At 53.9% G+C, this 19,609-nt stretch carries 22 protein-coding genes and 1 riboswitch; of the genes, 16 read left to right on the top strand and 6 right to left on the bottom strand.

Annotated features, from left to right (window positions below):
• Positions 1-136: 136 nt before the first annotated feature.
• Genes KI215_RS02255 through KI215_RS02265 form a run of 3 tightly spaced genes read left to right on the top strand, consistent with a single transcriptional unit; the run spans position 137 to position 2,555 of the window.
• Complete coding sequence (locus KI215_RS02255; protein ID WP_212773982.1) at positions 137-1,174, top strand: YkvI family membrane protein; 1,038 nt, start codon at positions 137-139, stop codon at positions 1,172-1,174.
• A gap of 12 nt (positions 1,175-1,186) precedes the next feature.
• The gene (locus KI215_RS02260; RefSeq protein WP_212773983.1) at positions 1,187-1,726 is read left to right on the top strand and encodes a glycerol-3-phosphate acyltransferase; all 540 of its coding nucleotides are present in this window, start codon (positions 1,187-1,189) and stop codon (positions 1,724-1,726) included.
• Positions 1,727-1,763: 37 nt separating this feature from the next.
• Entirely contained in the window at positions 1,764-2,555 is a 792-nt protein-coding gene (locus KI215_RS02265) for a DUF2797 domain-containing protein (RefSeq protein ID WP_246512165.1), read from the top strand.
• Positions 2,556-3,021: 466 nt separating this feature from the next.
• Here the strand turns inward: KI215_RS02265 and KI215_RS02270 are convergent, their stop codons facing one another.
• The gene (locus KI215_RS02270; RefSeq protein ID WP_212773985.1) at positions 3,022-3,870 is read right to left on the bottom strand and encodes an alpha/beta hydrolase family protein; all 849 of its coding nucleotides are present in this window, start codon (positions 3,868-3,870) and stop codon (positions 3,022-3,024) included.
• A 421-nt stretch (positions 3,871-4,291) separates the two neighbouring features.
• A riboswitch (cobalamin riboswitch) is annotated at positions 4,292-4,488 on the top strand.
• Between the two features lie 136 nt (positions 4,489-4,624).
• Between KI215_RS02270 and KI215_RS02275 the strand changes: the two genes are divergently transcribed.
• From KI215_RS02275 to KI215_RS02295, 5 genes are all read left to right on the top strand, one after another.
• Entirely contained in the window at positions 4,625-5,569 is a 945-nt protein-coding gene (locus tag KI215_RS02275; protein WP_212773986.1) for an ABC transporter substrate-binding protein, read from the top strand.
• 7 nt (positions 5,570-5,576) lie between these two features.
• Positions 5,577-6,632: a FecCD family ABC transporter permease gene (locus KI215_RS02280; RefSeq protein WP_338048317.1), complete on the top strand. Its 1,056-nt coding sequence runs from the start codon at positions 5,577-5,579 to the stop codon at positions 6,630-6,632.
• Positions 6,626-7,453 carry a heme ABC transporter ATP-binding protein gene (locus KI215_RS02285; RefSeq protein ID WP_212773987.1) on the top strand — a complete coding sequence of 276 codons (828 nt, stop codon included), beginning with the start codon at positions 6,626-6,628 and terminating at the stop codon, positions 7,451-7,453. The genes KI215_RS02280 and KI215_RS02285 overlap by 7 nt, the downstream gene beginning before the upstream one ends.
• Before the next feature lie 110 nt (positions 7,454-7,563).
• Positions 7,564-8,121 carry a cob(I)yrinic acid a,c-diamide adenosyltransferase gene (locus tag KI215_RS02290; protein WP_212773988.1) on the top strand — a complete coding sequence of 186 codons (558 nt, stop codon included), beginning with the start codon at positions 7,564-7,566 and terminating at the stop codon, positions 8,119-8,121.
• 346 nt (positions 8,122-8,467) lie between these two features.
• On the top strand, positions 8,468-8,830 hold the full coding sequence (locus tag KI215_RS02295; RefSeq protein ID WP_246512166.1) for an arsenate reductase family protein: 363 nt from the start codon (positions 8,468-8,470) through the stop codon (positions 8,828-8,830).
• Positions 8,831-8,871: 41 nt separating this feature from the next.
• Here the strand turns inward: KI215_RS02295 and KI215_RS02300 are convergent, their stop codons facing one another.
• Together KI215_RS02300 and KI215_RS02305 are read right to left on the bottom strand one after the other, a co-directional pair.
• Positions 8,872-9,480: an SAM-dependent methyltransferase gene (locus KI215_RS02300; RefSeq protein ID WP_212773989.1), complete on the bottom strand. Its 609-nt coding sequence runs from the start codon at positions 9,478-9,480 to the stop codon at positions 8,872-8,874.
• A gap of 20 nt (positions 9,481-9,500) precedes the next feature.
• On the bottom strand, positions 9,501-10,565 hold the full coding sequence (locus tag KI215_RS02305) for a MerR family transcriptional regulator (RefSeq protein ID WP_246512262.1): 1,065 nt from the start codon (positions 10,563-10,565) through the stop codon (positions 9,501-9,503).
• A 126-nt stretch (positions 10,566-10,691) separates the two neighbouring features.
• Here KI215_RS02305 and KI215_RS02310 point away from each other — a divergent pair, with 126 nt between their 5' ends.
• Entirely contained in the window at positions 10,692-12,296 is a 1,605-nt protein-coding gene (locus KI215_RS02310) for a thiamine pyrophosphate-binding protein (protein ID WP_212773991.1), read from the top strand.
• Positions 12,297-12,310: 14 nt separating this feature from the next.
• Entirely contained in the window at positions 12,311-12,997 is a 687-nt protein-coding gene (locus tag KI215_RS02315) for an SOS response-associated peptidase (RefSeq protein ID WP_212773992.1), read from the top strand.
• A gap of 48 nt (positions 12,998-13,045) precedes the next feature.
• Here the strand turns inward: KI215_RS02315 and KI215_RS02320 are convergent, their stop codons facing one another.
• On the bottom strand, positions 13,046-13,483 hold the full coding sequence (locus KI215_RS02320; protein WP_212773993.1) for a peptidylprolyl isomerase: 438 nt from the start codon (positions 13,481-13,483) through the stop codon (positions 13,046-13,048).
• 381 nt (positions 13,484-13,864) lie between these two features.
• Positions 13,865-15,478, bottom strand: coding sequence for a bifunctional metallophosphatase/5'-nucleotidase (locus KI215_RS02325; RefSeq protein WP_212773994.1), 1,614 nt, complete (start codon positions 15,476-15,478; stop codon positions 13,865-13,867).
• Between the two features lie 305 nt (positions 15,479-15,783).
• Here KI215_RS02325 and KI215_RS02330 point away from each other — a divergent pair, with 305 nt between their 5' ends.
• The 5 genes from KI215_RS02330 to KI215_RS02350 all read left to right on the top strand — a co-directional run bounded on the left by KI215_RS02330 (position 15,784) and on the right by KI215_RS02350 (position 18,222).
• Positions 15,784-16,329 carry a peroxiredoxin gene (locus KI215_RS02330; protein WP_212773995.1) on the top strand — a complete coding sequence of 182 codons (546 nt, stop codon included), beginning with the start codon at positions 15,784-15,786 and terminating at the stop codon, positions 16,327-16,329.
• Positions 16,330-16,421: 92 nt separating this feature from the next.
• A complete protein-coding gene (locus KI215_RS02335; protein WP_212775021.1) occupies positions 16,422-16,865 on the top strand; it encodes a redoxin domain-containing protein in 444 nt (147 codons plus the stop codon).
• A 15-nt stretch (positions 16,866-16,880) separates the two neighbouring features.
• Positions 16,881-17,267, top strand: a complete 387-nt coding sequence (gcvH, locus tag KI215_RS02340; protein ID WP_212773996.1) for a glycine cleavage system protein GcvH — start codon at positions 16,881-16,883, stop codon at positions 17,265-17,267.
• A 126-nt stretch (positions 17,268-17,393) separates the two neighbouring features.
• Positions 17,394-17,627, top strand: coding sequence for a DUF2553 family protein (locus KI215_RS02345; RefSeq protein ID WP_212773997.1), 234 nt, complete (start codon positions 17,394-17,396; stop codon positions 17,625-17,627).
• 172 nt (positions 17,628-17,799) lie between these two features.
• The gene (locus KI215_RS02350; RefSeq protein ID WP_212773998.1) at positions 17,800-18,222 is read left to right on the top strand and encodes a hypothetical protein; all 423 of its coding nucleotides are present in this window, start codon (positions 17,800-17,802) and stop codon (positions 18,220-18,222) included.
• 70 nt (positions 18,223-18,292) lie between these two features.
• Here KI215_RS02350 and KI215_RS02355 read toward each other — a convergent pair whose 3' ends face one another.
• Positions 18,293-19,123, bottom strand: coding sequence for an EcsC family protein (locus tag KI215_RS02355; RefSeq protein WP_212773999.1), 831 nt, complete (start codon positions 19,121-19,123; stop codon positions 18,293-18,295).
• Between the two features lie 183 nt (positions 19,124-19,306).
• Here KI215_RS02355 and KI215_RS02360 point away from each other — a divergent pair, with 183 nt between their 5' ends.
• Positions 19,307-19,501, top strand: coding sequence for a helix-turn-helix domain-containing protein (locus KI215_RS02360; protein WP_212774000.1), 195 nt, complete (start codon positions 19,307-19,309; stop codon positions 19,499-19,501).
• Positions 19,502-19,609 lie beyond the last annotated feature (108 nt).

A 19,609-nucleotide genomic window follows, 5' to 3' on the forward strand; every position in this document is an offset into this window, starting at 1 on the left:
AAATCGTGTGGCTTATCTACACTATCAGCAGTCGCAAGGACCGGTTTTGTAACCGGTCCTTTTCCTTTTGTTCTAACCCCGTTCGCTTGCCCATAGACTAGTCCTGAAAGGGACGAGTCGCGAGGAGTGAGCGGGATTGGGCAATCGAGTGATGGCAGCGTGCCGGATCGGATTTACCTATATTGGTACGGTTGTGGGGGCCGGGTTTGCCTCCGGACAGGAAATCATGCAATTTTTTACGCGTTTCGGCTCACAAGGCATTTGGGGCATCGTGGCGGTCACCCTGATGTTTTCATGGCTGGGCACCCGTATGATGGTGATGGGGGCGCGGTTGAAAGCTGCTTCGTATGAAGAGCTGAACCGGTTTCTGTTCGGTCCCCGGTGGGGGAAATGGATGAACGGATTCGTGGGGGTGGTGCTGTTTGGCGTCACGACGGCAATGATGTCGGGGACAGGCGCTCTGTTCCGGGAACAATTGGGGTGGTCGTTTCACCTGGGCGTCATTCTCACAGCTGCGGTGGCCTTCGCTGTGATTGTCCGCGGATTGGATGGCATTCTTTCCGTCAATTCGGTGATCGTGCCGATGATGTTTCTTTTTACCCTGCTCGTGGCGATCAACGGTTTGGGGCGGCCGGAGGCGGTTGAGTGGCTGACGGCATCGCATCACGGCGGCGGACAGTGGTGGTTGTCTGCTTTGACATATGTGGCGTTCAATCTGGCGATGTCTCAAGCGGTATTGGTGCCGATGGGCAACGAAGTGGCCGATGAGCGGATTCTCACGGCGGGAGGATGGATTGGCGGAGTGGGATTGGGTGTGATGCTATTGGCCAGTCATTTTGCCATGACGTTGGAAATACCGGAGATTTTTCGGAGGGAAATCCCGATCGCGATGGTGATTGCCGCGTTGGGCACCGCGATGAAGGCTTTTTTTCTGTTGGTGATGTGGGGGGAGATCTTTACTACCCTGATTGGCAATGTGTACGGTTTGGCCGCCCATCTCCATGAATATCTACCTTTTCGCATGAATACGATTATGGCCGGTATTTTCATCTCTGGTTACGTTTGTTCGCTGATCGGGTTTCCCGCTTTCGTCGGATATGTCTACCCGTTGTTCGGCTACTGCGGACTGGCGGCGATCGGTCTGTTGGCATTGAGACCGTATCCTCGCTGGTGAGGGGGCATCGTTATGAGAACGCTCATCATTGCACTTGTCGCCTATGGGATCGGCATGTTCCCCTTTTACGGGTGGTGGATGGGAAGGCGGATCAATGGAAAAGCGATCATGCACACCGGTCCTTTGCAGGATGTGGTGCTGTGGGTAGTGTTGGAGATGACCAAAGGTGCTTTGGCCGTGTTGATCGGGTGGGCGATGGGCGGATGGTTTGGTGCCAGCGTAGCGGCATTGCTGGTGGTGATGGGCCGCTTGTTTCCGGTTGTCCCCGCTTTTCGCAGCGGTGGGGGAACGGCAGTAGCGGCCGGAGCGTTGTTCGTGTTGAGTCCGATGCTGATTGCGATGGGTATCCTGGTTTATTTGGTCAGTTTGTTGTTGACGCGGTATATGGGGATCTCGACAATACTGACCGTTGTGGCCGTAATGATTCTGTCGGTGGTGATTTCTGCACAACTGTATGTCATCATTGTTGCCGTTTGTGTGGGGTCCCTGATTTTGTATCATCAGACGACACGCCGTTTTGGCGGGTGGAAAAACCCCTTTCGCTTCCGCTGATTGTGATACAATGGGGAAGAAGAGAGGGGGAACCACCGTGGAGTGGACAGGCTATCTACGCCCCTTGGAACATGAGGTAGCCGAGCCGATCACGTATTTTGCCCGGGTGGGGGATGAAGCGGTTCGGCTCAACGATTGGCTGGGGCAAACGATCCGCATCACGTTTCTCAAGGAGAAAGCTTGCTGCCATTGTGGACGCAAGATCAAAAAGACCTATAACAACGGTTATTGCTTCCCTTGTTTCCGAGACCTGGCGGAAAACGATCTGTGTATCGTGAAGCCGCATCTGTGCCATTATCACGAAGGTACCTGCCGTGATGATGCTTTTGGCGATCAGCATTGCATGGTACCGCATTATGTGTACTTGGCGCTCAGCAGCGACGTCAAGGTGGGTATCACCCGCAAGACGAACGCATTCAAACGGTGGGTGGACCAAGGTGCGGTGGCCGCGGTCCCAATCGCTGAAGTGCCGACACGCAAGGCTGCCGGCGAGTTGGAGTTGCATTTGTCCCAATACATAGCGGACAAAACGGATTGGCGGAAGATGTTGAAAAACGAGGTGGCCGAGCGGGATCTGTGGCAGGTGAGGGAGGAAATCCGGGAGAAAGTGCCGGAGATGTTCCTGCCGTATTGGTTGGAAAAGACACAGATGTACCGGTTCACTTATCCCCAATTGGACCGGCCGGAAAAGATGAAATCGCTAGGATTGGACAAGCAGGAAGAGATCACAGGCCGCTTGGTGGGAATCAAGGCACAATATCTGCTGTTGGATCATGGTGTGTTTCATATGCGAAAACATACGGGCTACAAGGTGACGTTGGCAGTGTGAGAGAGTGGAGATCATAACATGGATGGACGACACGCCCCAGGCGTGTTTTTTTGTTGAAAAGGGAGGCAAAATTCCTACGAGTCTCCAAACGGGAGTGAAAAAAGATCGAAGCACGATAATACAAAAGTATGACTGATGGATAAAACCATTGAATGAGAAAAAAACACTCCTTTGTATTAAAATACAATCTTCACCGACGAGAAATCACTTTCATCACTGAGGGTTTCAGTGGAACTTAAAAAACTCGAAACAATTTTTTGGATAGATCATTCCACTTTGTTGGAAAAGAGTATATAATATAAATGCGACATCGGCGAACGTGATTGAAACCAACGGCTAGTTTCAAACAGCGTCCTGTAATTTAACGCAAGCCCCCCTTGCAATACACTTTTTTCAATTGGATACAAGTTTGACCCCCTTGAGCGAAAGGGCCGGCAATGTAGCCGGCCCTTTCGCTGTGCTCTCCTCACTGCGATTCACTCCAAGTCTGATGCAAAAAGCGTGCAGTCTCATCCAAGGCTTGGTCCAGGTAAGGGGTTGGACCGCGGAACGGGTGGACACAACCAAAAGTGTGATCCGCTCCTTCGATGATGACCAAACGGGCGTTAGCGGCTGCGCTGGAGAGTTGCTTGGCCGCGGCGAGTGGTACGGAGCGGTCGTCACTCCCGTGCAAAATCAGCAGGGGGCGTTCGAAAGACGGGAGTCGGTTCAGGATGTCGAACCGCTCACGGTTGCGTTCCAGATCGTCCAACACCTCACGGTGAATCGGCATCTCTTGACCTGTGCGGGCGTTGAGGATGGTGGCAACGCCTTTTTCGCGGATTTCCCGTTTCAGGTCATCGGAGAACAGGTCGACACGGGCAACGCTGTTCCACAACACGACAGCCCCGATCTCCGGATGATCCATCGCGAAGATCAGGCTGTTCCCTCCGCCGCGACTGTGCCCGACCAGGGCGATTTTATCAGTGTCCATTGCTTCACGCAAAGGCACATTTCCCTGTAACAGCCGATCCAGGAGGTATGCCAAGTCCTCCTGTTCACGGGAATACGTATTACGAGCGAACTTGTCCAGTTCATCGAATTCTTCCAGATTTTCACCCACTCCGTTCATGGAGAAATTGAAGGTGATGACGGCAAACCCCCGGTCTGCCAGTACACGGGCAGCATGCGGGAAAAAGCCCCAGTTTTTGAATCCCTTAAAACCGTGGCACATAATGACAACCGGGAGCGGCGACTTGGTCGTTGCGGCATAAACGTCTCCACGGATGATGCGGTTTTCCTTTCCCAAATCCCATGTGAAGGTCTGATGTTCCATCTATTGCGGCGCAAATGGTAGAATTGCGCCTGCACCCTCCTTTCCGTGATCGGGTTCCCAGGGCGTTTCTGGCAAACACTGACCACATTCTTTTCCCGACTCGGTCCACCTGCACCTGCAAGGAAGCAGATCACGGCCGTTCCGACCCAGTGAGAGCCAGATGTGGGCAAAGTACGCTTCGCATGGAGGAATTTGCTCGCGATTAAATTCTGCGCTTTCCGGGTCTTCGCTTTGTCGGGGCTTGGTAAGTCGCCATGAAAAAAACATGTGCCTCAGTTACAGAATGATGATACACGCCCTGACAAACTTGATTTCGCATCAAAGCTGTCGTTTTCCTCTTTCCCGTGACGACCGTTCTCTAAACAAAGGGGATGGTCAGAAATCCGACAAAGTGTTAAAATTCGGGTAGATTGCAAACCGACAAGTGAATAGGCGAAAAGGTCCTTTATCCAAAAGGGATAAAGGTGAAAAGGGAAGACCGGTGCAAATCCGGCGCGGTCCCGCCACTGTGAGTGGGGAGCGCGGTCGCACGATGCCACTGTCCCCAAGGGGATGGGAAGGCGCGGCCGAATGCGGTGATCCACGAGCCAGGAGACCTGCCTTTTCGCGGTCACTTGCGATTCTCCTTCGGGGTGTGAGGAGGAGCGCAACACTCGCGTGCGCGTTTTCCAGCATGCGGTATGCGCGAGAGGATTTCCCTGACCTCGATGGAGGCGGGGTTTTTTTATGTTGTGAAGGGAAGGAGAGAGACTGGATGAAGAAATGGTTTGGTTGGTTGTTGACGTTGTTGTTGGTAATGACGATGGGGGTGGCGGGCTGCTCTCAGTCGCCCCAACCGCACGCGGATCATGACGGAAAACAGGGTGCTTACCCGGTTACCCTCAAGGATGCATCCGGGCAGAGCGTAACGATCAAGCGGGAACCCCAGCGCATCGTTTCATTGGTCCCCAGCACCACGGAAATCGCGTTTTCATTGGGTCTGGACAAAAAGATCGTTGGCGTTTCATCTCTGGACAATTATCCGGCGGGTGCGGCGAAGAAGGAAAAAGTGGGAGATTTGAAGATTAATGTGGAAAAAGTAGTGTCGCTGAAGCCCGATCTGGTGCTGGCCAACCCGATAAACGGCCAGGATACGATCGGCCAATTGCGGAAACTGGGGTTAACGGTGCTGGTGGTGGACGGACAAAGCCTTAAAGGTGTAGAAGATTCGATTCTCTTGGTGGGCAAAGCGACGGGGGCCATGGACAAGGCTCGTCAGGTAATCGCAAAGATGGAACAGGAGAAAAACCATGTGACACAAAAAGTGGCTTCCATCCCGGCCGACAAGCGGGTTAAAGTGTGGATTGAGCTGGACCCGACACTGTTTACTGCCGGTTCGGGTACCTTTATGGACGAGCTGATTCGTTTGGCCGGAGGGAACAACGTGGCCGCAAGCCAAAAAGGATGGCCTCAAGTGTCGGCGGAGCAGGTCGTGAAATGGAATCCGGACGTGATCATCGCCACCTATGACACCGGCGGAAATAAAGTGGTGTCACAAATCGCCTCCCGCTCCGGATGGGCTGGGATCAACGCTGTGAAGCAAAAACGGATTGTCACGGTCAACCCGGATTTGGTCAACCGGCCCGGACCGCGGGTGACGCAAGGGCTGAAACAGATCGCGCAAGCGTTGTATCCGCAAGTGTTTAGTGCGAAACAGTAAGGGAAACATGATGCGGAGCAAAAAAGTATATTGGTTGGCGGGTCTGGCGGGACTGCTGACGTTGACGGTGGCCGTAGCCGTATCCGTCGGCAGTACGCCGATCCCGCTGGCGGATGTATGGCGGATTCTGGGGCGGGTGTTGCCCGGAGTCGGTTCGATGATTCAACCGCCGGGCGACACGTCTGTCGAGACGATTGTGCGATCCATTCGGTTACCGCGGGTTTTGCTGTCCGTACTGGTCGGAGCATCGCTTGCCATGGCGGGTGTCGTCTATCAGGCGTTGTTGCGTAACCCGTTGGCCGATCCGTACATTCTCGGCGTCTCTTCCGGAGCGGCCCTCGGGGCGGTCATTGCACTGTTGACCGGGTGGGGAGCGGCCTGGCTGGGTGGCTGGAACGTACCTGTCTTCGCATTTATCGGTGCAATGGTGGCATTGCTGGCCGTGTTGCAATTGGCCAGGGTCGGTTCGCAGATGCGGCCGGAGACACTCATCCTGTCCGGTGTAGTCGTACAGGCGTTTTTCGGTGCGGTACTCACGTTTTGCATCGCGTTGTCCGAAGAACAACTGCAACAGATCCAGAGCTGGCTGATGGGAAGTTTCGCCCTGCGGGAATGGGAACACGTTGCCGTGGTGGGTCCGTTTCTGGCCATCGGTACCGTGGTGTGCTGGTGGTTTAGCCGGGAGTTAAACCTGTTTGCGTTGGGCGATCGGGCAGCGGGGCATCTCGGCGTGTCCGTCGGGATGGTGCGCGGACTGTTGTTGGTGACGGCATCACTTGTTACCGCCGCAGCCGTGTCCGTATCAGGGACAATCGGGTTTGTCGGGTTGGTCGTTCCACATGTGATGCGCATATTGTGCGGTCCCGATCATCGTTGGTTGATTCCGTTGTCCTTGTTGGCAGGTGGGGTCTTTCTGACGGGTGCCGATCTGTTGGCCCGAGTGATGTTGGCGCCTCGTGAATTACCGATCGGGGTGGTGACTGCGTTTGTCGGCGCACCGTTTTTCGCATGGTTGTTGAGAAACCATCTCCGTTCCCGCAGAGGGGAGGGATCGTCATGTTAGCAGCCCGAAAGGTGGGCAAACACTATGGCGAACGCAGTGTGCTGTCCGAAGTCAGTTTGAATGTCGGCCCTGGTGAGATGGTAGGTATCATCGGTCCCAATGGCTCAGGCAAAACCACTTTACTTCGGCTGTTGTCCGGTGAGGAACGCCCCGATACGGGTACCGTGATGTGGGAAGACCGTCCGATCGCGGATTGGCCGGTCAGGGAGCGGGCGCGCCGGATCGCTCTGCTACCCCAGGAAGGGTTGCCCCCGCTTGATTTCACCGTGGAAGAAGTGGTGATGATGGGCCGTCATCCTCACCAGGGTTGGTGGCCGTGGATAACGGAACGGGATCGCGCATTGGTGGAGGAAATTTTGGCCGATACGGATCTGCTTTCGCACCGGTGGCGACCCGTCGCGGTATTGAGCGGCGGTGAGCGGCAACGGGTGGCGATTGCACAGGCGATGGCGCAACAGCCCCGGTTGTTGTTGCTGGATGAGCCCACGACCTATCTGGATGTACGGCATCAGTTGAGCATGCTCGACCGGATTGTGCGGTGGAAACGGAAAGATGGGTTGTCCGTCGTGATCGTGTTACATGATTTGAATTTGGCGGCGCAATTCTGTGACCGGTTATTGTTGCTGAAAAATGGTCGGGTGATTCGGGAGGGGACACCGGAACAGGTGATCCAGGCGTCAGTGATCCGCGATGCGTACGGCATCGATCCGGTGATGGTACGCCATCCGTCCGCCGGCGTGCCGCAGGTATTGCTGCAGTCGGAGGAGAAAGGATTTGTAACCACGTCTTGCGGACAGCCGCTTTCTGTTTCCGCTCCATAAAATGGTCACCTTGATTCTCGGCAACCAATGGTAGATCCGGTTTTCATGTCCGATGCATTTGTCTGAACGGTGAACCGCTTCGATATCCGCTTCATGAAGGAGTGAAGATGATGCGCATCTATACCCGTACCGGGGATGAAGGAAAAACCGGTGTTATCGGCGGACGGGTCGACAAGGACGACATCCGCGTCGAAGCGTACGGTACGATTGATGAGTTGAATGCGTTTGTCGGTGAGGCGATCGCCCGAATGAACCCGGAGAAACACGCAGACATGATTCGCGATTTGACTGAGATTCAGCACGAACTGTTCGATGCCGGCGGTGATTTGGCGCAGGTGGGAAAAAAGCGGCAGTACAAATTGACGGCCGACCTGGTGAACCGTTTGGAGGAATGGATTGATCGCTACATGGCGGAAACTCCGGAAATTCAACGGTTTATCCTGCCCGGTGGATCGCCAGTATCCGCAGCGCTTCATCTGTGTCGCGTATTGGCACGTCGGGCCGAGCGCCGCGTGGTGACGCTGTGCCGAGAGCAGGAGACCAACGACGAGGTACGCCGTTATTTGAACCGCCTTTCCGACTTTTTCTTCGCCATCGCCCGTGCGGCCAACGTGAGGGATGGAGTGTCCGATGTAGAGTACAAACGGGGCGGACAAGTGTTTCGTTAAGGGTGAAAAGGTGTTCGGCAAAACAAGGGGTGGGCTTGAGGTGTGTCTGGGCATTCCGTAAGGGAGCAATGGTTTCCCAGGCGGGCGACTGACCAAGCCCTGACTGAGCGAAGACTCGGAAAGCGCAGAATTAAAACGCGGGCAATTTCTTCAAAGCGAAGTGTACTTTGCCCGCGACCTGCGCTGACCGGGTCGGAGCGGTCATCATCTTCTTCCATGCAGGGCGCAGGTGGAGCGAGCCGGGAAAACGATGTACAGACATACCCTCGAAGGAAGGGTATCGAACACGCCTGGTTCCGCCAAGTTGGGTATACTGGTAACGGACAATCTGTGGGGAGGGTTTCAGATGGCGAAGTTGAAAATGTACTGGTACCCCCGTTGCGGCACCTGTCGCAAGGCAAAAAAGTTTCTGGAGGAGCGGGGAGTTCCGTTTGAAGAGCAGCATATCGTCGAGAATCCGCCCAGCCGTGCGGAGCTGGAAGAGCTCGTCCGCAAAAGCGGCCTGCCCGTGCAGAAATTTTTCAATACGAGCGGACAAAAATACCGGGAGCTCAATCTGAAGGAAAAGTTGAAAACGATGAGCGATGATGAAAAGCTGGATTTGCTCGCCAGTGACGGCATGTTGATCAAACGGCCGATCGTCACCGACGGCGAACGGGTCACGGTGGGCTTCAAGGAAGAGCAGTTTGAGGAAAATTGGGTGAGCTGAGCATACCCGCCGCCTGATGAGGGCGGCGGTTTCCTTCTCCGCTAGATTTTTCGCGCCAACATCACATTGACCGCATGTCGGTGCGGAATGCCGCTGGAGTTGCAGTCAAATACGAACTCCGCAAACGAAATAATTTCCCAATCCCAATAATATTGCAAAAGCTCACCGGTTCGGTAGAAATATTCATTTTCTGCGTAATCGGGCGGCACAGGGATATACGGTTTTTCCACGAAGACGTTGAATGCGTGAATCCCGCCTGAGCGGGTCATCGCTTTGTAGTGACCAAACGTGTTGGGTCGAATCTCCGGTGGAAGATAGTGAAGGACTCCGATCGAATAGACGGCATCCACCATCGTATCCATACGATAGGATAACAAATCCGCTTGAACGGTAGTAAGGGACACTCCTTCCGTTTCCGCCCAGTGTTTCGCTTTTTTCAATCCCGTTTGAGATAGATCGACTGCCATTACATTCAGCCCATTTTTGGCGAAATAGACCGCATCCCTCCCTTCTCCGCAACCCAGATCCACAACGGTTTTCCCCTGCAAGGATGGAAGGGTTTCAAGTAGACTGTAAGCCAATCGGTTCGGTTCCATTCCCCAGTAAAAACCGGGTAGCTGGTACAGCCGGTCCATTTGTTCGGGATGCACAGGCAATTCCTCCTTGATGATCAGGTGTCCTTTTCATCGCGCTGTCTTGCCACCCAAACGTGCAACATGGGTGTCAACGAGCGAAATTGAACGTCATATCCCCGTGATATCCACCATTGGCACAGCCAATCCAGGCGAACATAGTATTCGGATGCCATCTCCTTCAGCACGTCCGTTCTGCCCGCCCGGCGGATCTTCTCTTTCCAAGCGTGAAACGTCTCGTCGCTCTCAATCATCCAATCGACAATACCGACCCTCCCGCCCGGGCGCAAAACCCGGCGCATCTCCTCCAGTGCCAAAGGTTTTTGTTCTTCGAGCAAGTGATGAAATGCGAAGCTGGTGACGACAAAGTCGAAAGCATGATCGGGGAAGGGGATGGCCAAAAAATTGCCCAGTTTGGTCGTCATTTGGGGAAATTTCTTGCGGCAGCGTCGCAGCATTTCCGCCGACTGATCCACGGCGGCCATCCGAATTCCGTTTGCGAGAAACCGTCCGGACAGATTGCCCGTTCCCGCTCCCAGGTCCAAGCCGGTTTCTCCCGGTCGGGCATCGATCCACTCGGTCAGCGTTTGCAAGGCGTTATCGTACTCTGCATACAGGTCCAGCGGATCATTTTTCTCCACGCGCTGGTCAAACGATTCCGTCTGTCGATCGAATGCCCATCGGTCTCGCCACTTTAACCGCCATTGTTCCTGCTCTTGCCAATGGCGTGTGAGACGGTACCAATCGTCCCAAGAAGGGGCATGGTTTTGTTCCCCGTTTTGAATCATCCGCTCGATGATCTCCAATTGATGTTTGAGTCGGACCCACTCGGTAAATGTAGCGGCCCGTTGCAGTTCCAAGTAGCGGGTGACGACATGTTCGTGGCCGCGGTCCACCTCCGCCAGCACTTTTTTGATCTCATTGACCGGCATGCCGATACGGCGTAACGTGACGATCGTTTGGAGACGCCATGCCTCCTCTTCGGTAAAGGTGCGGTATCGGTTGTCCGGTTCTTTGGGTGGTGCGATCAGCCCCTTTTCCTCGTAATAGCGGATGGCGCGCGGCGTGATACCCAGCCGCTCTGCCATCTCCTTGATCTGCATTCTTCTCACAGGAGATCCCTCCCGCTTTCATCATAAAGGTTGACGCGGCGTGAAGGTAAAGGGGTATGTACTGTCGGTTTCCGGTCAAAATGAAAAGGGAAACGGCTAGAAAAGGATGGATAATCGATGGTACAAACGGTCGCAGATCACGTGGTGTCACAATTGGCCGAATGGGGAGTGCCCCGGGTGTACGGTGTGTTGGGGGATGCCAATCTTGCGTTGCTGGATGCGTTGTCGCGCCAGCGAAAGGTGCAGTATATCGCGTGCCGGACGGAGACGACGGCGGCGTTGATGGCATCGGCGGAAGCCAAATTAACGGGCAACCTGGGAGTCTGTACGGCAACCAGCGGTCCTGGCGCGGCGCTTCTGCTGGCGGGGTTGGGTGATGCCGCATTGGACCAAGTTCCCGTGCTGGCCATCACTGGTCAGGTGCCGCGGGAGTCACTGGGAACGGGGGCCAAACAGGAACTGAATCAGCAATTATTGTTTCAGGCTGTCGCCTCTTATTCCGCGTTGGCGGCGGATGCTCGCGGGTTGCCGTTGCAATTGCATTTGGCGATGCGAACAGCGGTGGAACAGGGAGGGGTGGGCCATTTGTCCGTTCCGAAAGACATATGGAGCATGTCGATTTCCGATTCAGTTTTTCCTTTACCTCCGGCTAAATGGAAACCGGCTTTTTCCCCGCGGGATGTGACGAGGGCGGCCGAGTGGCTCAACCAATCCCGGCGACCCGTTTTGCTGGTCGGACGCGGAGGAGAAAGGGCAGGCCAACAAATCGCGGCGATGGCAAAACGGCTGGATGCACCGGTGATCGCCACCATGCCAGCACGACCGGTGATCCCCAACGATCATCCGTTGTTTGTGGGGGGCTTGGGACAGGCGGGCAGTGAACCATCCACGGTGTTGCTCAATGAAGCGGATGTCTGTCTCGTATTGGGAGCGACTTGGTGGCCAAAAACGGAAGTACCACGGAATATCCCCATCATCCAGGTCGATTCCGATCCCCGTGCCCTTGGACGGGTCGTACCCGTCACCGTGGGGATGACAGGCAAGGTGGAGGAGGTGGTGCCTGCCTTGTCCGGTCAGTTGCAACAGCGCGACCGTGCCGAGTGGCGTGCACGGGTGCATCAGCTGCGGGAGGAGTGGGAGCAGCGATTGGCCGATGAGGTGAGCCAAAACGGGGTGCCCATCGCCCCGCAGCGTGTGATTCACGCTTTGTCCCGTTGTGTGGCGGAGGACGCGGTGATGGCGGTGGATACGGGGGATCACACGTTGTGGTTCAACCGCATTTTTCAAAGTCGACGTCAGGAGATTCTGATCTCGGGTCGATGGCGGACGCTGGGATTTGCCCTGCCTGCGGCGATGTCCGCCAAGTTGGTTTATCCGGACCGACAGGTGATCGCGGTGGCGGGTGACGGCGGGGTAATGACGACCATCGCCGATTTGGTGACAGCGGCCCATTACGGGTTGGACATCACACTGGTAGTGATGAACAACGGATCGTATGCCATGGAGAAAAATCGGATGCAACTGGTCGGATTCAGCACCATGGGCAGTGAGACTGTCAATCCGGATTTCTCCTCTTTGGCAGAGGCATGCGGAGGAGAAGGGTTCGTTGTCGATCAACCGGCGGACCTGGAGCCGGTGTTGCAGCGGGCATTGGCTACATCAGTGCCCGCTGTCGTGGACGTGCGTTGTTCGGATGTGATGGTCCCTCATACGACATTTTAAAGGGAGGATGTGTCATGTGCGGACGTTTTACGCTGACCGCCGGGTTGGGCGAGATCATGCGACGGTTTTTGATCGCAGAAGCGGAACAGGTGGAACATGAGCCCCGCTACAACATCGCACCCACCCAGCGTGTCCCAGTGGTGGTCGGTTTGCCGGGGGGCGAGAGACGGTTGATGATGTTTCGGTGGGGTTTGATTCCGCATTGGGCACGCACGCCATCGATCGGGCAGCGGATGATCAATGCCAGAAGGGAAACCCTGCTGGAAAAACCGGCGTTTCGCTCCCTGGTGCCACGCCGCAGATGCATCATTCCCGCAGACGGGTACTATGAATGGAAAGTGTTATCGGACAAACGGAAACAACCGTACCGAATCGTACCAGGGGACGGTCGATTGGCGGGGTTGGCCGGGCTGTGGGACCGATGGGTGTCGCCGGAAGGGGAGACGGTCGATTCGTTCACCATCATTACAACAGAAGCGGTCGGTCCGGTAGCGTCCATCCACGACCGCATGCCGGTGATTTTGCGACCGGAGGCGGAGTCAGTGTGGCTGGATGCTGATTTGCGCGACTCTGTCGCCGCTGTGGAGATGCTGGTCCCGCATGCGGAGACATTGTCGTTTTACGCCGTCTCTACGCTGGTCAACTCGCCACGGAATGATGTGCCGCAATGTATTGAGCCGGTGGGGGATTCAGGAGAATAAACTTTGGCGAACAAATCCCCCGAATCTCATCGGGGGATTGCCGTCACGTCACTCTTCCCACACGCGCACTTCTTTCATCCGGTCACCGGGCTTCATGTTTTTGACCGTATCCAACCCTTCGATCACTTGCCCGAACACGGTGTGGACACCGTCCAGATGAGGTTGGGCTTCATGACAGATAAAAAACTGGCTTCCGCCGGTATCCTTCCCGGCATGTGCCATGGAGACGGCACCGGGAATATGTTTGTGAGGGTTGCCTTCCGTTTCGCAGCGGATGGTGTAGCCCGGTCCTCCCATCCCGTTTCCGTACGGACAACCGCCCTGGCTGACGAAGCCGGGGATCACGCGATGAAACGTCAAACCGTCGTAAAATCCCTCATTGGCCAGCTTTTCGAAGTTGGCGACGGTTCCCGGTGCTGCTTCCGGGAAAAATTCGATGAGGATTTTCTCGCCGTTTTCCATCGTGATCCTGCCTTTTTTGGCCATGTGTTCACACTCCTCTCGAACCGATTGTATCACACTCATCACGAAGCAATGGTCAGTTTTTCATATCCGTTCAGAAAGACCGTTTTTCACGGATCGGGCTTCCCGAATCTGAATCCGTTTTTCTGTTACAACGGGACAGGAGCACGAATGCCGGTACAGTGAAGTAGACCTGGATCCGACCCAGCATCGATTCCCCTCTAAGCGAAGCGTACTGCCCGCGTCCTGCGCTCCCCGGTTCGAAAGTTTTGCTCTGATTCCTTTTCAGGGTCAGGTGGATCGGGCCGGGAAAGCACTGACAATAATATGAATCTGGCATGCCCTAAACTCGCGTACAAAAACCCACCGACAAGTGAATCGGTGGGTTTTCATCTGATAGGTGATTCACTGTCCCGCTAGTTGAATGCGCCCCTCGATTTGGGCGGAGAAGGGTTGCGGCAATTGTTTGATATACTCGATCAATGCATCCAGATCGACCGGTCCGACTACTTTGTCGGTCGGTTCCTGGAAGACGGTGAATCCGTCTCCGCCGCCGGCCAAAAAGCTGTTGACAGTCACGGTGTAACGGCCGTCAGGCGTGATCGGTGTGCCGTCAGCTTTTTTCAGGTTCGTGATCCGGTCGCCGACGGTACGGGAGGGGTCCCATGTATAGGTAAAACCGGAGATTTGCAGGATCTTGGCGCGGTCTCCCTGCCATTGCTGCTCCAACACCCGTTTCAGCTGGTCGCCGGTCATGGTCATTTTGACCAGGTCATTGCTGAACGGCTGTACGTTGTACAACTCACCCCAGGTGACATCGCCCGCATCAATATCGGCCCGGATGCCGCCTGGATTCATCAGCGCGAAATCGGTCCCCATTTTCCAGCGTTGCGCATCGGCGATGAGGTTGCCCAAGGCGGACTCACCTGCGGTGTTCTCCTCTTTGCTCAACGTCTGTGCGGCTGTTCCGATTTTCTGGTTGACGATGGGCGCCACTTTCTCTTCATAGTACTGGATCAGTTCCCGGATTTCCGGATCGGGTTGCACATTGGCCTGATAGGTGGTGATGATTTCCCCTTTTTTCGCTACGATGTCCTTGGTTCTCTTGTCGATCACGACATCCACATCGGAAAACGCCGTTCCGTAGCTGTAAGCCTGAACGATCAGCTTGCCGTCAACTGTGCCGTTGAGATAGCTGTGGCTGTGCCCGGCGAAAATCACGTCCACATCGTCATCCACCTTGTTGGCGATATCAGCGATAGGACCGGTGATCTGACCGGTTTTGGCGTCTTGGAACCCGCCTTCATGAGCCAGCACCACGATGGCATGAACACCCTTCTTTTTCAGCTTGGCGGCCTCCCGGTTGATCGCTTCCGCTTCATCGGTGAATAAAACGCCTTTCACACCGGAGGGCGTCACAATGGTCGGTGTCGTCTTCGTCACTACGCCGATGAACCCGATCGGAATGCCATTCACCCGCTTGATGAGCGAGGGAGGGAGTATCGGTCGCTTGGTTTTTTCATCGACGACATTGGCACAGATATAGGGGAATTCGGCGCCTTCAAAATAACCCGTCTTCTCATGATATCCACCGTAAATCAACCGCATCATCTCGTTGACGCCTTCATCGAATTCGTGGTTGCCAACTGTTCCGACATCAAATCTCAGTTTGTTCAACATTTCGATGGTCGGCTCATCCTGCATCAACGCTGAGACGGGCGCACTCGCTCCGGCCATGTCGCCCGCATGCACCAGCAGGGTATTCGGGTTTTGCGCTTCCCTCTCGCGCAAGTAAGCAGCCAACACGTCACCGCGTCCCACCGGTTGGCCGTTTACGTTGCGCGTCACGTTGAGCTGGCCGTGAAAATCGTTAATCCCCAACAATTGCACGTTCATATACGTTTGGGGATGTGCCGTCGGTGACAGATCCGCTGCCGTCAGCAGCGGGGCACATGCGACTAAGGCACAGGCCAAGAGTGCCTTGGTCCATCGCTGCACACGGAAGCCTCTTTTTTTCATAAATCGATCCCCTCTCCCTGTGATCTGTCTTAATCGAATTGGATCGTATCAATTGATTATGAATACTTGGTCAATTCTACGTAAAGGTTTGGACAACCATCGCAAAAAACCTTCATCGTTTGATAACCGTTCCCAAATTATACTTAATATAAATTAGTATTGACTTTAAATAAGGGTCGTGGTATGGTAATAAACGTCGGGGTTACACGAGCCATGTTTACATACGATCGTCGTTGGGTAAATTAAACATGGCTCTGGAACAACACCCCTCATTTATCTCAAATATAAAAAGGAGGAAGGGACAAATGGCAACTCGTCTTGTGGGACTGCCGGCTCCGGATTTTGAAATGGAAAGCACCAAAAACCTGGAGACGCTGGACGAAAAAGTGAAGCTCTCCGACTACAAAGGCAAATGGCTGGTGCTGTTCTTCTATCCGCTGGACTTCACCTTCGTTTGCCCGACGGAAATCACCGCAATGAGCGATCGTTACGAAGAATTCCAAGACCTGGGGGCTGAAGTGCTGGGCGTCAGCACGGACAGCAAATACTCCCACCGTGCTTGGATCAAAACACCGCGTGAAGAAAACGGTCTGGGCGACATCAAGTTCCCGCTGGCCGCGGACTTCACCAAAAAAGTGGCTCGCGACTACGGTGTCTTGATCGAAGAAGAAGGTGTGGCCCTGCGCGGTCTGTTCATCATCGATCCGGAAGGCATCGTGCGTTATCAAGTGGTGCACGACTTGAATATCGGCCGCAGTGTGGATGAAACTCTGCGGGTGCTGCAAGCCCTGCAAACCGGCGGGTTGTGCCCCTCCGACTGGAAACCGGGCCAAAAAACCCTGGAAGCTTAATGCAATACATGCGAAACAAGGGCCTAACGCATCTGCCGTTAGGTCCTTTCTTCCACCTATTGTTTGAGAAGGAGGTTTGAAGTGCGATGGCCATGCGACTGAGAACGCCGATGCCCGAATTCAAAGGGGTCACCGAGTGGGTAAACGGCGAAGTCTCCAAGGAAGATCTTCAAGGCAAACCGGTCCTCGTTCACTTTTGGTCTATCAGTTGTGGCATGTGCAAGACCAGTCTGCCGCAAGTGAATGAGATTCGGGAAAAATACAAGGACAAAGGACTGCAAGTGATCGGTGTCCACATGCCGCGATCCGAAAAGGACACTGAGATCGGCCCGGTCAAAGAAACGATTGAAAAATACGAATTGAAACATCCTCAAGCGATCGACAATCAACACAACGTAGTGGATGCATTTGAAAATGAATTTGTACCGGCGTTCTACCTGTTTGATAAAGAAGGCGTATTGCGTCACCGCTCGGCCGGTGAAAAAGCGCTCAACCTGTTGCAAAACCCGTTGAATCGCATTTTGGGCGAAGAATAATGCGGAGGGATTAGGATGAATCTGCCGAAAGAATTGCGGTACAGCGAAGAGCACGAGTGGGTCAAAGAAGAAGGCGACAACAAGGTGCGCGTGGGGATCACTGATTTCGCCCAATCGGAATTGGGTGATATCGTGTTTGTTGAGCTGCCCGAAGTAGGTAGCGAAGTGACGGCAGGTGAGCCGTTCGGCAGTGTGGAATCCGTCAAAACAGTGTCGGAGTTGTATGCACCGGTCAGCGGAAAAGTTGTGGAAGTGAACGGCGACTTGGAAGATGCGCCGGAAAAAGTGAATGAATCCCCATACGGAGATGGATGGATGATTGTAGTGGAAATGTCTGATCCGTCCGATCTTGACAAACTGTTGAGTGCGGAAAAATATGAGGAATTGGTGAATGAAGATTAAACATTCTGATAAAATGCGGTATAATATATTATAATCGGTGCGTGAAGGTCCTCGGTAAAGCTACTTTGCTGGTCGGACCTTCCGCATCCCCTCATGCTATGTACGCTTGAAGGAGGGATGACCGAGATGTCTTCAAACACCAAATACCGTATCAACATCACGCGGAAAGTGACCGGGCGGATGGGTGACGGCGAAATGGTGCTGTATTACAACAAAAAGCCGATCGGAAAGATCGACTTGCGCAACATGGGCATGGAAGTTGTAGATGGGTTTGAGGTGGAGGAGAACTCCATTTACGCCGTGGGCGATCAGTTCCCTGATGAACATTATACGCAGAGCTGTGACATGGGATGGTGCTGATCCCATGAGAACCGCATAGCCGTTGCGCTCGCTATGCGGTTTTATTTTCATCAGGTTTGGCTGTTCTCCTCGTGTGGTACAATATTAACAATAACAAAACAAACGCATTTTGAAAAGCGGCCGTGTTACTTTTTTAACAGAAAGAGACAGGATCAAAGGAGGCGGAGGAGCCATGGGTTTTTGCTGTGGCGCTTCGATGATCGGAACAATCGGATCATTGCGTCAGGGGCCGACGCGAGTGCATAACGTACCACTGTTTTATTGCCCGGTCTGTCACCAGTTTGAGGTGCACCACGCGGTGCGTGATGAGTTTGAACTGTTGGTGGAATACGCACAGGAAGACGGGGCGCACGAAGTGAATCTCAACGAATATCTGGACCCTCAAAAGGTGCAGGAGTGGAAAGAAAATTGCACCAGCTTTGAAGAGGACAATCCAGAAACAGTGTTGCGGGAACAGATCGACATGGCATTGGATCTGTCACGCGTAGCCAAGGCGCTCGAAGACGAAGAATGGGAAGAACAGTTGAAAAACAGGCTCCGTGTGCTCAGCCGCCGCTTGATCCGTTTCCAGCAGCAACGTGCCGAAAACAAATAAGCGAGTAACCCTGCCGAAGTGATCGGCAGGTTTTTTTTGGCTGTGAAACGTGCATGAAATTTTGTCTTGATTACGAATGATTAGATGGGAGGGTTTGTTTCAGCTTTTCATGAATTCGGCGTTTGCGGTAAAACTGTTTTCCGGCCTCTGCGACGTCGCGCAACATGGTCCGGTTCCAGATTGCGCCGAAAAAGACGCCGATGACCGGTGCGAGCTGGAACAGCTTTTTCCATCCCCAGGTGTCGCGGTAGCTTTCGAACACTTCGCGCCAACCCTGCAGTTCGGAGATCACATGCCGTTCCCGCCGGGGATCGGACGGTTGTTGGTAAGCGGCCAACTGTTCGATGATTGCTTGTTTGCCTATGTAGTCGGAGGAAGCAAATTGCATGCATTTGACGATGAATGCCCGTTCTCGCGGATCATTGGGATCATATCCGTACACGATGGCGATTTCCTGCAGGATTTTGAGTGACAGGCTCAATACGGCCGGAATGTCCAGCGCCAGCGTGAAAACGCCACCGAATCCCGTGGTCGCCCCTTGTACCGTGGCGACACCGACATGAGTTTCAATCATGTCATCGGCCAACTCGTCCATGATGTTCAGCGGAACATCTGCCATTTTCGCGGGAGTGTAAGGAGGACGGAACTGTGGCCATTTTTGGGCGCACTTTTGATAGACGCGCTGCTCCAGAATGAGATAGCGGCCACCGGTCATCAAAAAGCTGCCCAATTCATTCAACACTTGTTCGATTTTGTCGTGGACGGCTCGTGGTGTGATTTTGTCCAATAAGGCAAAAGGAATTCTGCCGAGTTTCTCCCAAAACCAGAGATCTTTTTGTTCCTGTTCCCATTTTTCGATGTGAGCCAGTTCCTGAAGTAGGGATTCCCTGCTGTCATGCATTGTGATGTCCACCGCCTTGGTAGGATGGTATGGCACATCAGTATTGTACAAGCATATCTGCCAAAGATTCAAAGATGATTGACGATGAATGGCGTCTTTTATATGATTTTTTCAGTAGCAATAATACTTTTTTCCTATATTCGAAACCAAATCTAGGCGGAAGTGCCGTGAAGGGTGATGGCCATGGAAGACGAAAAATTGCTAAAACCGAAAGAAGCTGCGGAAATTCTGAACGTTTCGCCCGTGACGATCCGCTACTGGCTCCGAACGGGTAAACTTCCCGGAGTCAAAGTTTCCAATATGTGGCGTGTGCGCAAAAGCGATTTGAAGAAGATGATTTTTGATGTGAATCAATCTTGGCATGGACAAACGAAATAATGGGCAGTTTGTATGGAAGTCGTCAATGAATCGGGTGGCCTCCTTGCCTTTCGCTCCTGTTTCGGTTAGCTCAAAGGCGGTCCTTTGAAAAGGGCCACCTTTCTTTAT

The organism is Polycladomyces abyssicola (assembly GCF_018326425.1).
In the GTDB taxonomy this organism is placed as follows: Bacteria; Bacillota; Bacilli; order Thermoactinomycetales; family JIR-001; genus Polycladomyces; species Polycladomyces abyssicola.

What these genes read in the sequence shown, in the direction of transcription:
- KI215_RS02285 (WP_212773987.1), top strand. Translation starts at nt 6,626, where the DNA reads ATGTTAGCAGCCCGAAAGGTGGGCAAACACTATGGCGAACGCAGTGTG.
- KI215_RS02320 (WP_212773993.1), bottom strand. Translation starts at nt 13,483, where the DNA reads ATGGCCAAAAAAGGCAGGATCACGATGGAAAACGGCGAGAAAATCCTC.
- KI215_RS02325 (WP_212773994.1), bottom strand. Translation starts at nt 15,478, where the DNA reads ATGAAAAAAAGAGGCTTCCGTGTGCAGCGATGGACCAAGGCACTCTTG.
- KI215_RS02330 (WP_212773995.1), top strand. Translation starts at nt 15,784, where the DNA reads ATGGCAACTCGTCTTGTGGGACTGCCGGCTCCGGATTTTGAAATGGAA.
- KI215_RS02310 (WP_212773991.1), top strand. Translation starts at nt 10,692, where the DNA reads ATGGTACAAACGGTCGCAGATCACGTGGTGTCACAATTGGCCGAATGG.
- KI215_RS02305 (WP_246512262.1), bottom strand. Translation starts at nt 10,565, where the DNA reads ATGCAGATCAAGGAGATGGCAGAGCGGCTGGGTATCACGCCGCGCGCC.
- KI215_RS02275 (WP_212773986.1), top strand. Translation starts at nt 4,625, where the DNA reads ATGAAGAAATGGTTTGGTTGGTTGTTGACGTTGTTGTTGGTAATGACG.
- KI215_RS02280 (WP_338048317.1), top strand. Translation starts at nt 5,577, where the DNA reads ATGATGCGGAGCAAAAAAGTATATTGGTTGGCGGGTCTGGCGGGACTG.
- KI215_RS02355 (WP_212773999.1), bottom strand. Translation starts at nt 19,123, where the DNA reads ATGCATGACAGCAGGGAATCCCTACTTCAGGAACTGGCTCACATCGAA.
- KI215_RS02295 (WP_246512166.1), top strand. Translation starts at nt 8,468, where the DNA reads ATGGCGAAGTTGAAAATGTACTGGTACCCCCGTTGCGGCACCTGTCGC.
- KI215_RS02335 (WP_212775021.1), top strand. Translation starts at nt 16,422, where the DNA reads ATGCGACTGAGAACGCCGATGCCCGAATTCAAAGGGGTCACCGAGTGG.
- gcvH (WP_212773996.1), top strand. Translation starts at nt 16,881, where the DNA reads ATGAATCTGCCGAAAGAATTGCGGTACAGCGAAGAGCACGAGTGGGTC.
- KI215_RS02315 (WP_212773992.1), top strand. Translation starts at nt 12,311, where the DNA reads ATGTGCGGACGTTTTACGCTGACCGCCGGGTTGGGCGAGATCATGCGA.
- KI215_RS02270 (WP_212773985.1), bottom strand. Translation starts at nt 3,870, where the DNA reads ATGGAACATCAGACCTTCACATGGGATTTGGGAAAGGAAAACCGCATC.
- KI215_RS02260 (WP_212773983.1), top strand. Translation starts at nt 1,187, where the DNA reads ATGAGAACGCTCATCATTGCACTTGTCGCCTATGGGATCGGCATGTTC.
- KI215_RS02290 (WP_212773988.1), top strand. Translation starts at nt 7,564, where the DNA reads ATGCGCATCTATACCCGTACCGGGGATGAAGGAAAAACCGGTGTTATC.
- KI215_RS02350 (WP_212773998.1), top strand. Translation starts at nt 17,800, where the DNA reads ATGGGTTTTTGCTGTGGCGCTTCGATGATCGGAACAATCGGATCATTG.
- KI215_RS02360 (WP_212774000.1), top strand. Translation starts at nt 19,307, where the DNA reads ATGGAAGACGAAAAATTGCTAAAACCGAAAGAAGCTGCGGAAATTCTG.
- KI215_RS02345 (WP_212773997.1), top strand. Translation starts at nt 17,394, where the DNA reads ATGTCTTCAAACACCAAATACCGTATCAACATCACGCGGAAAGTGACC.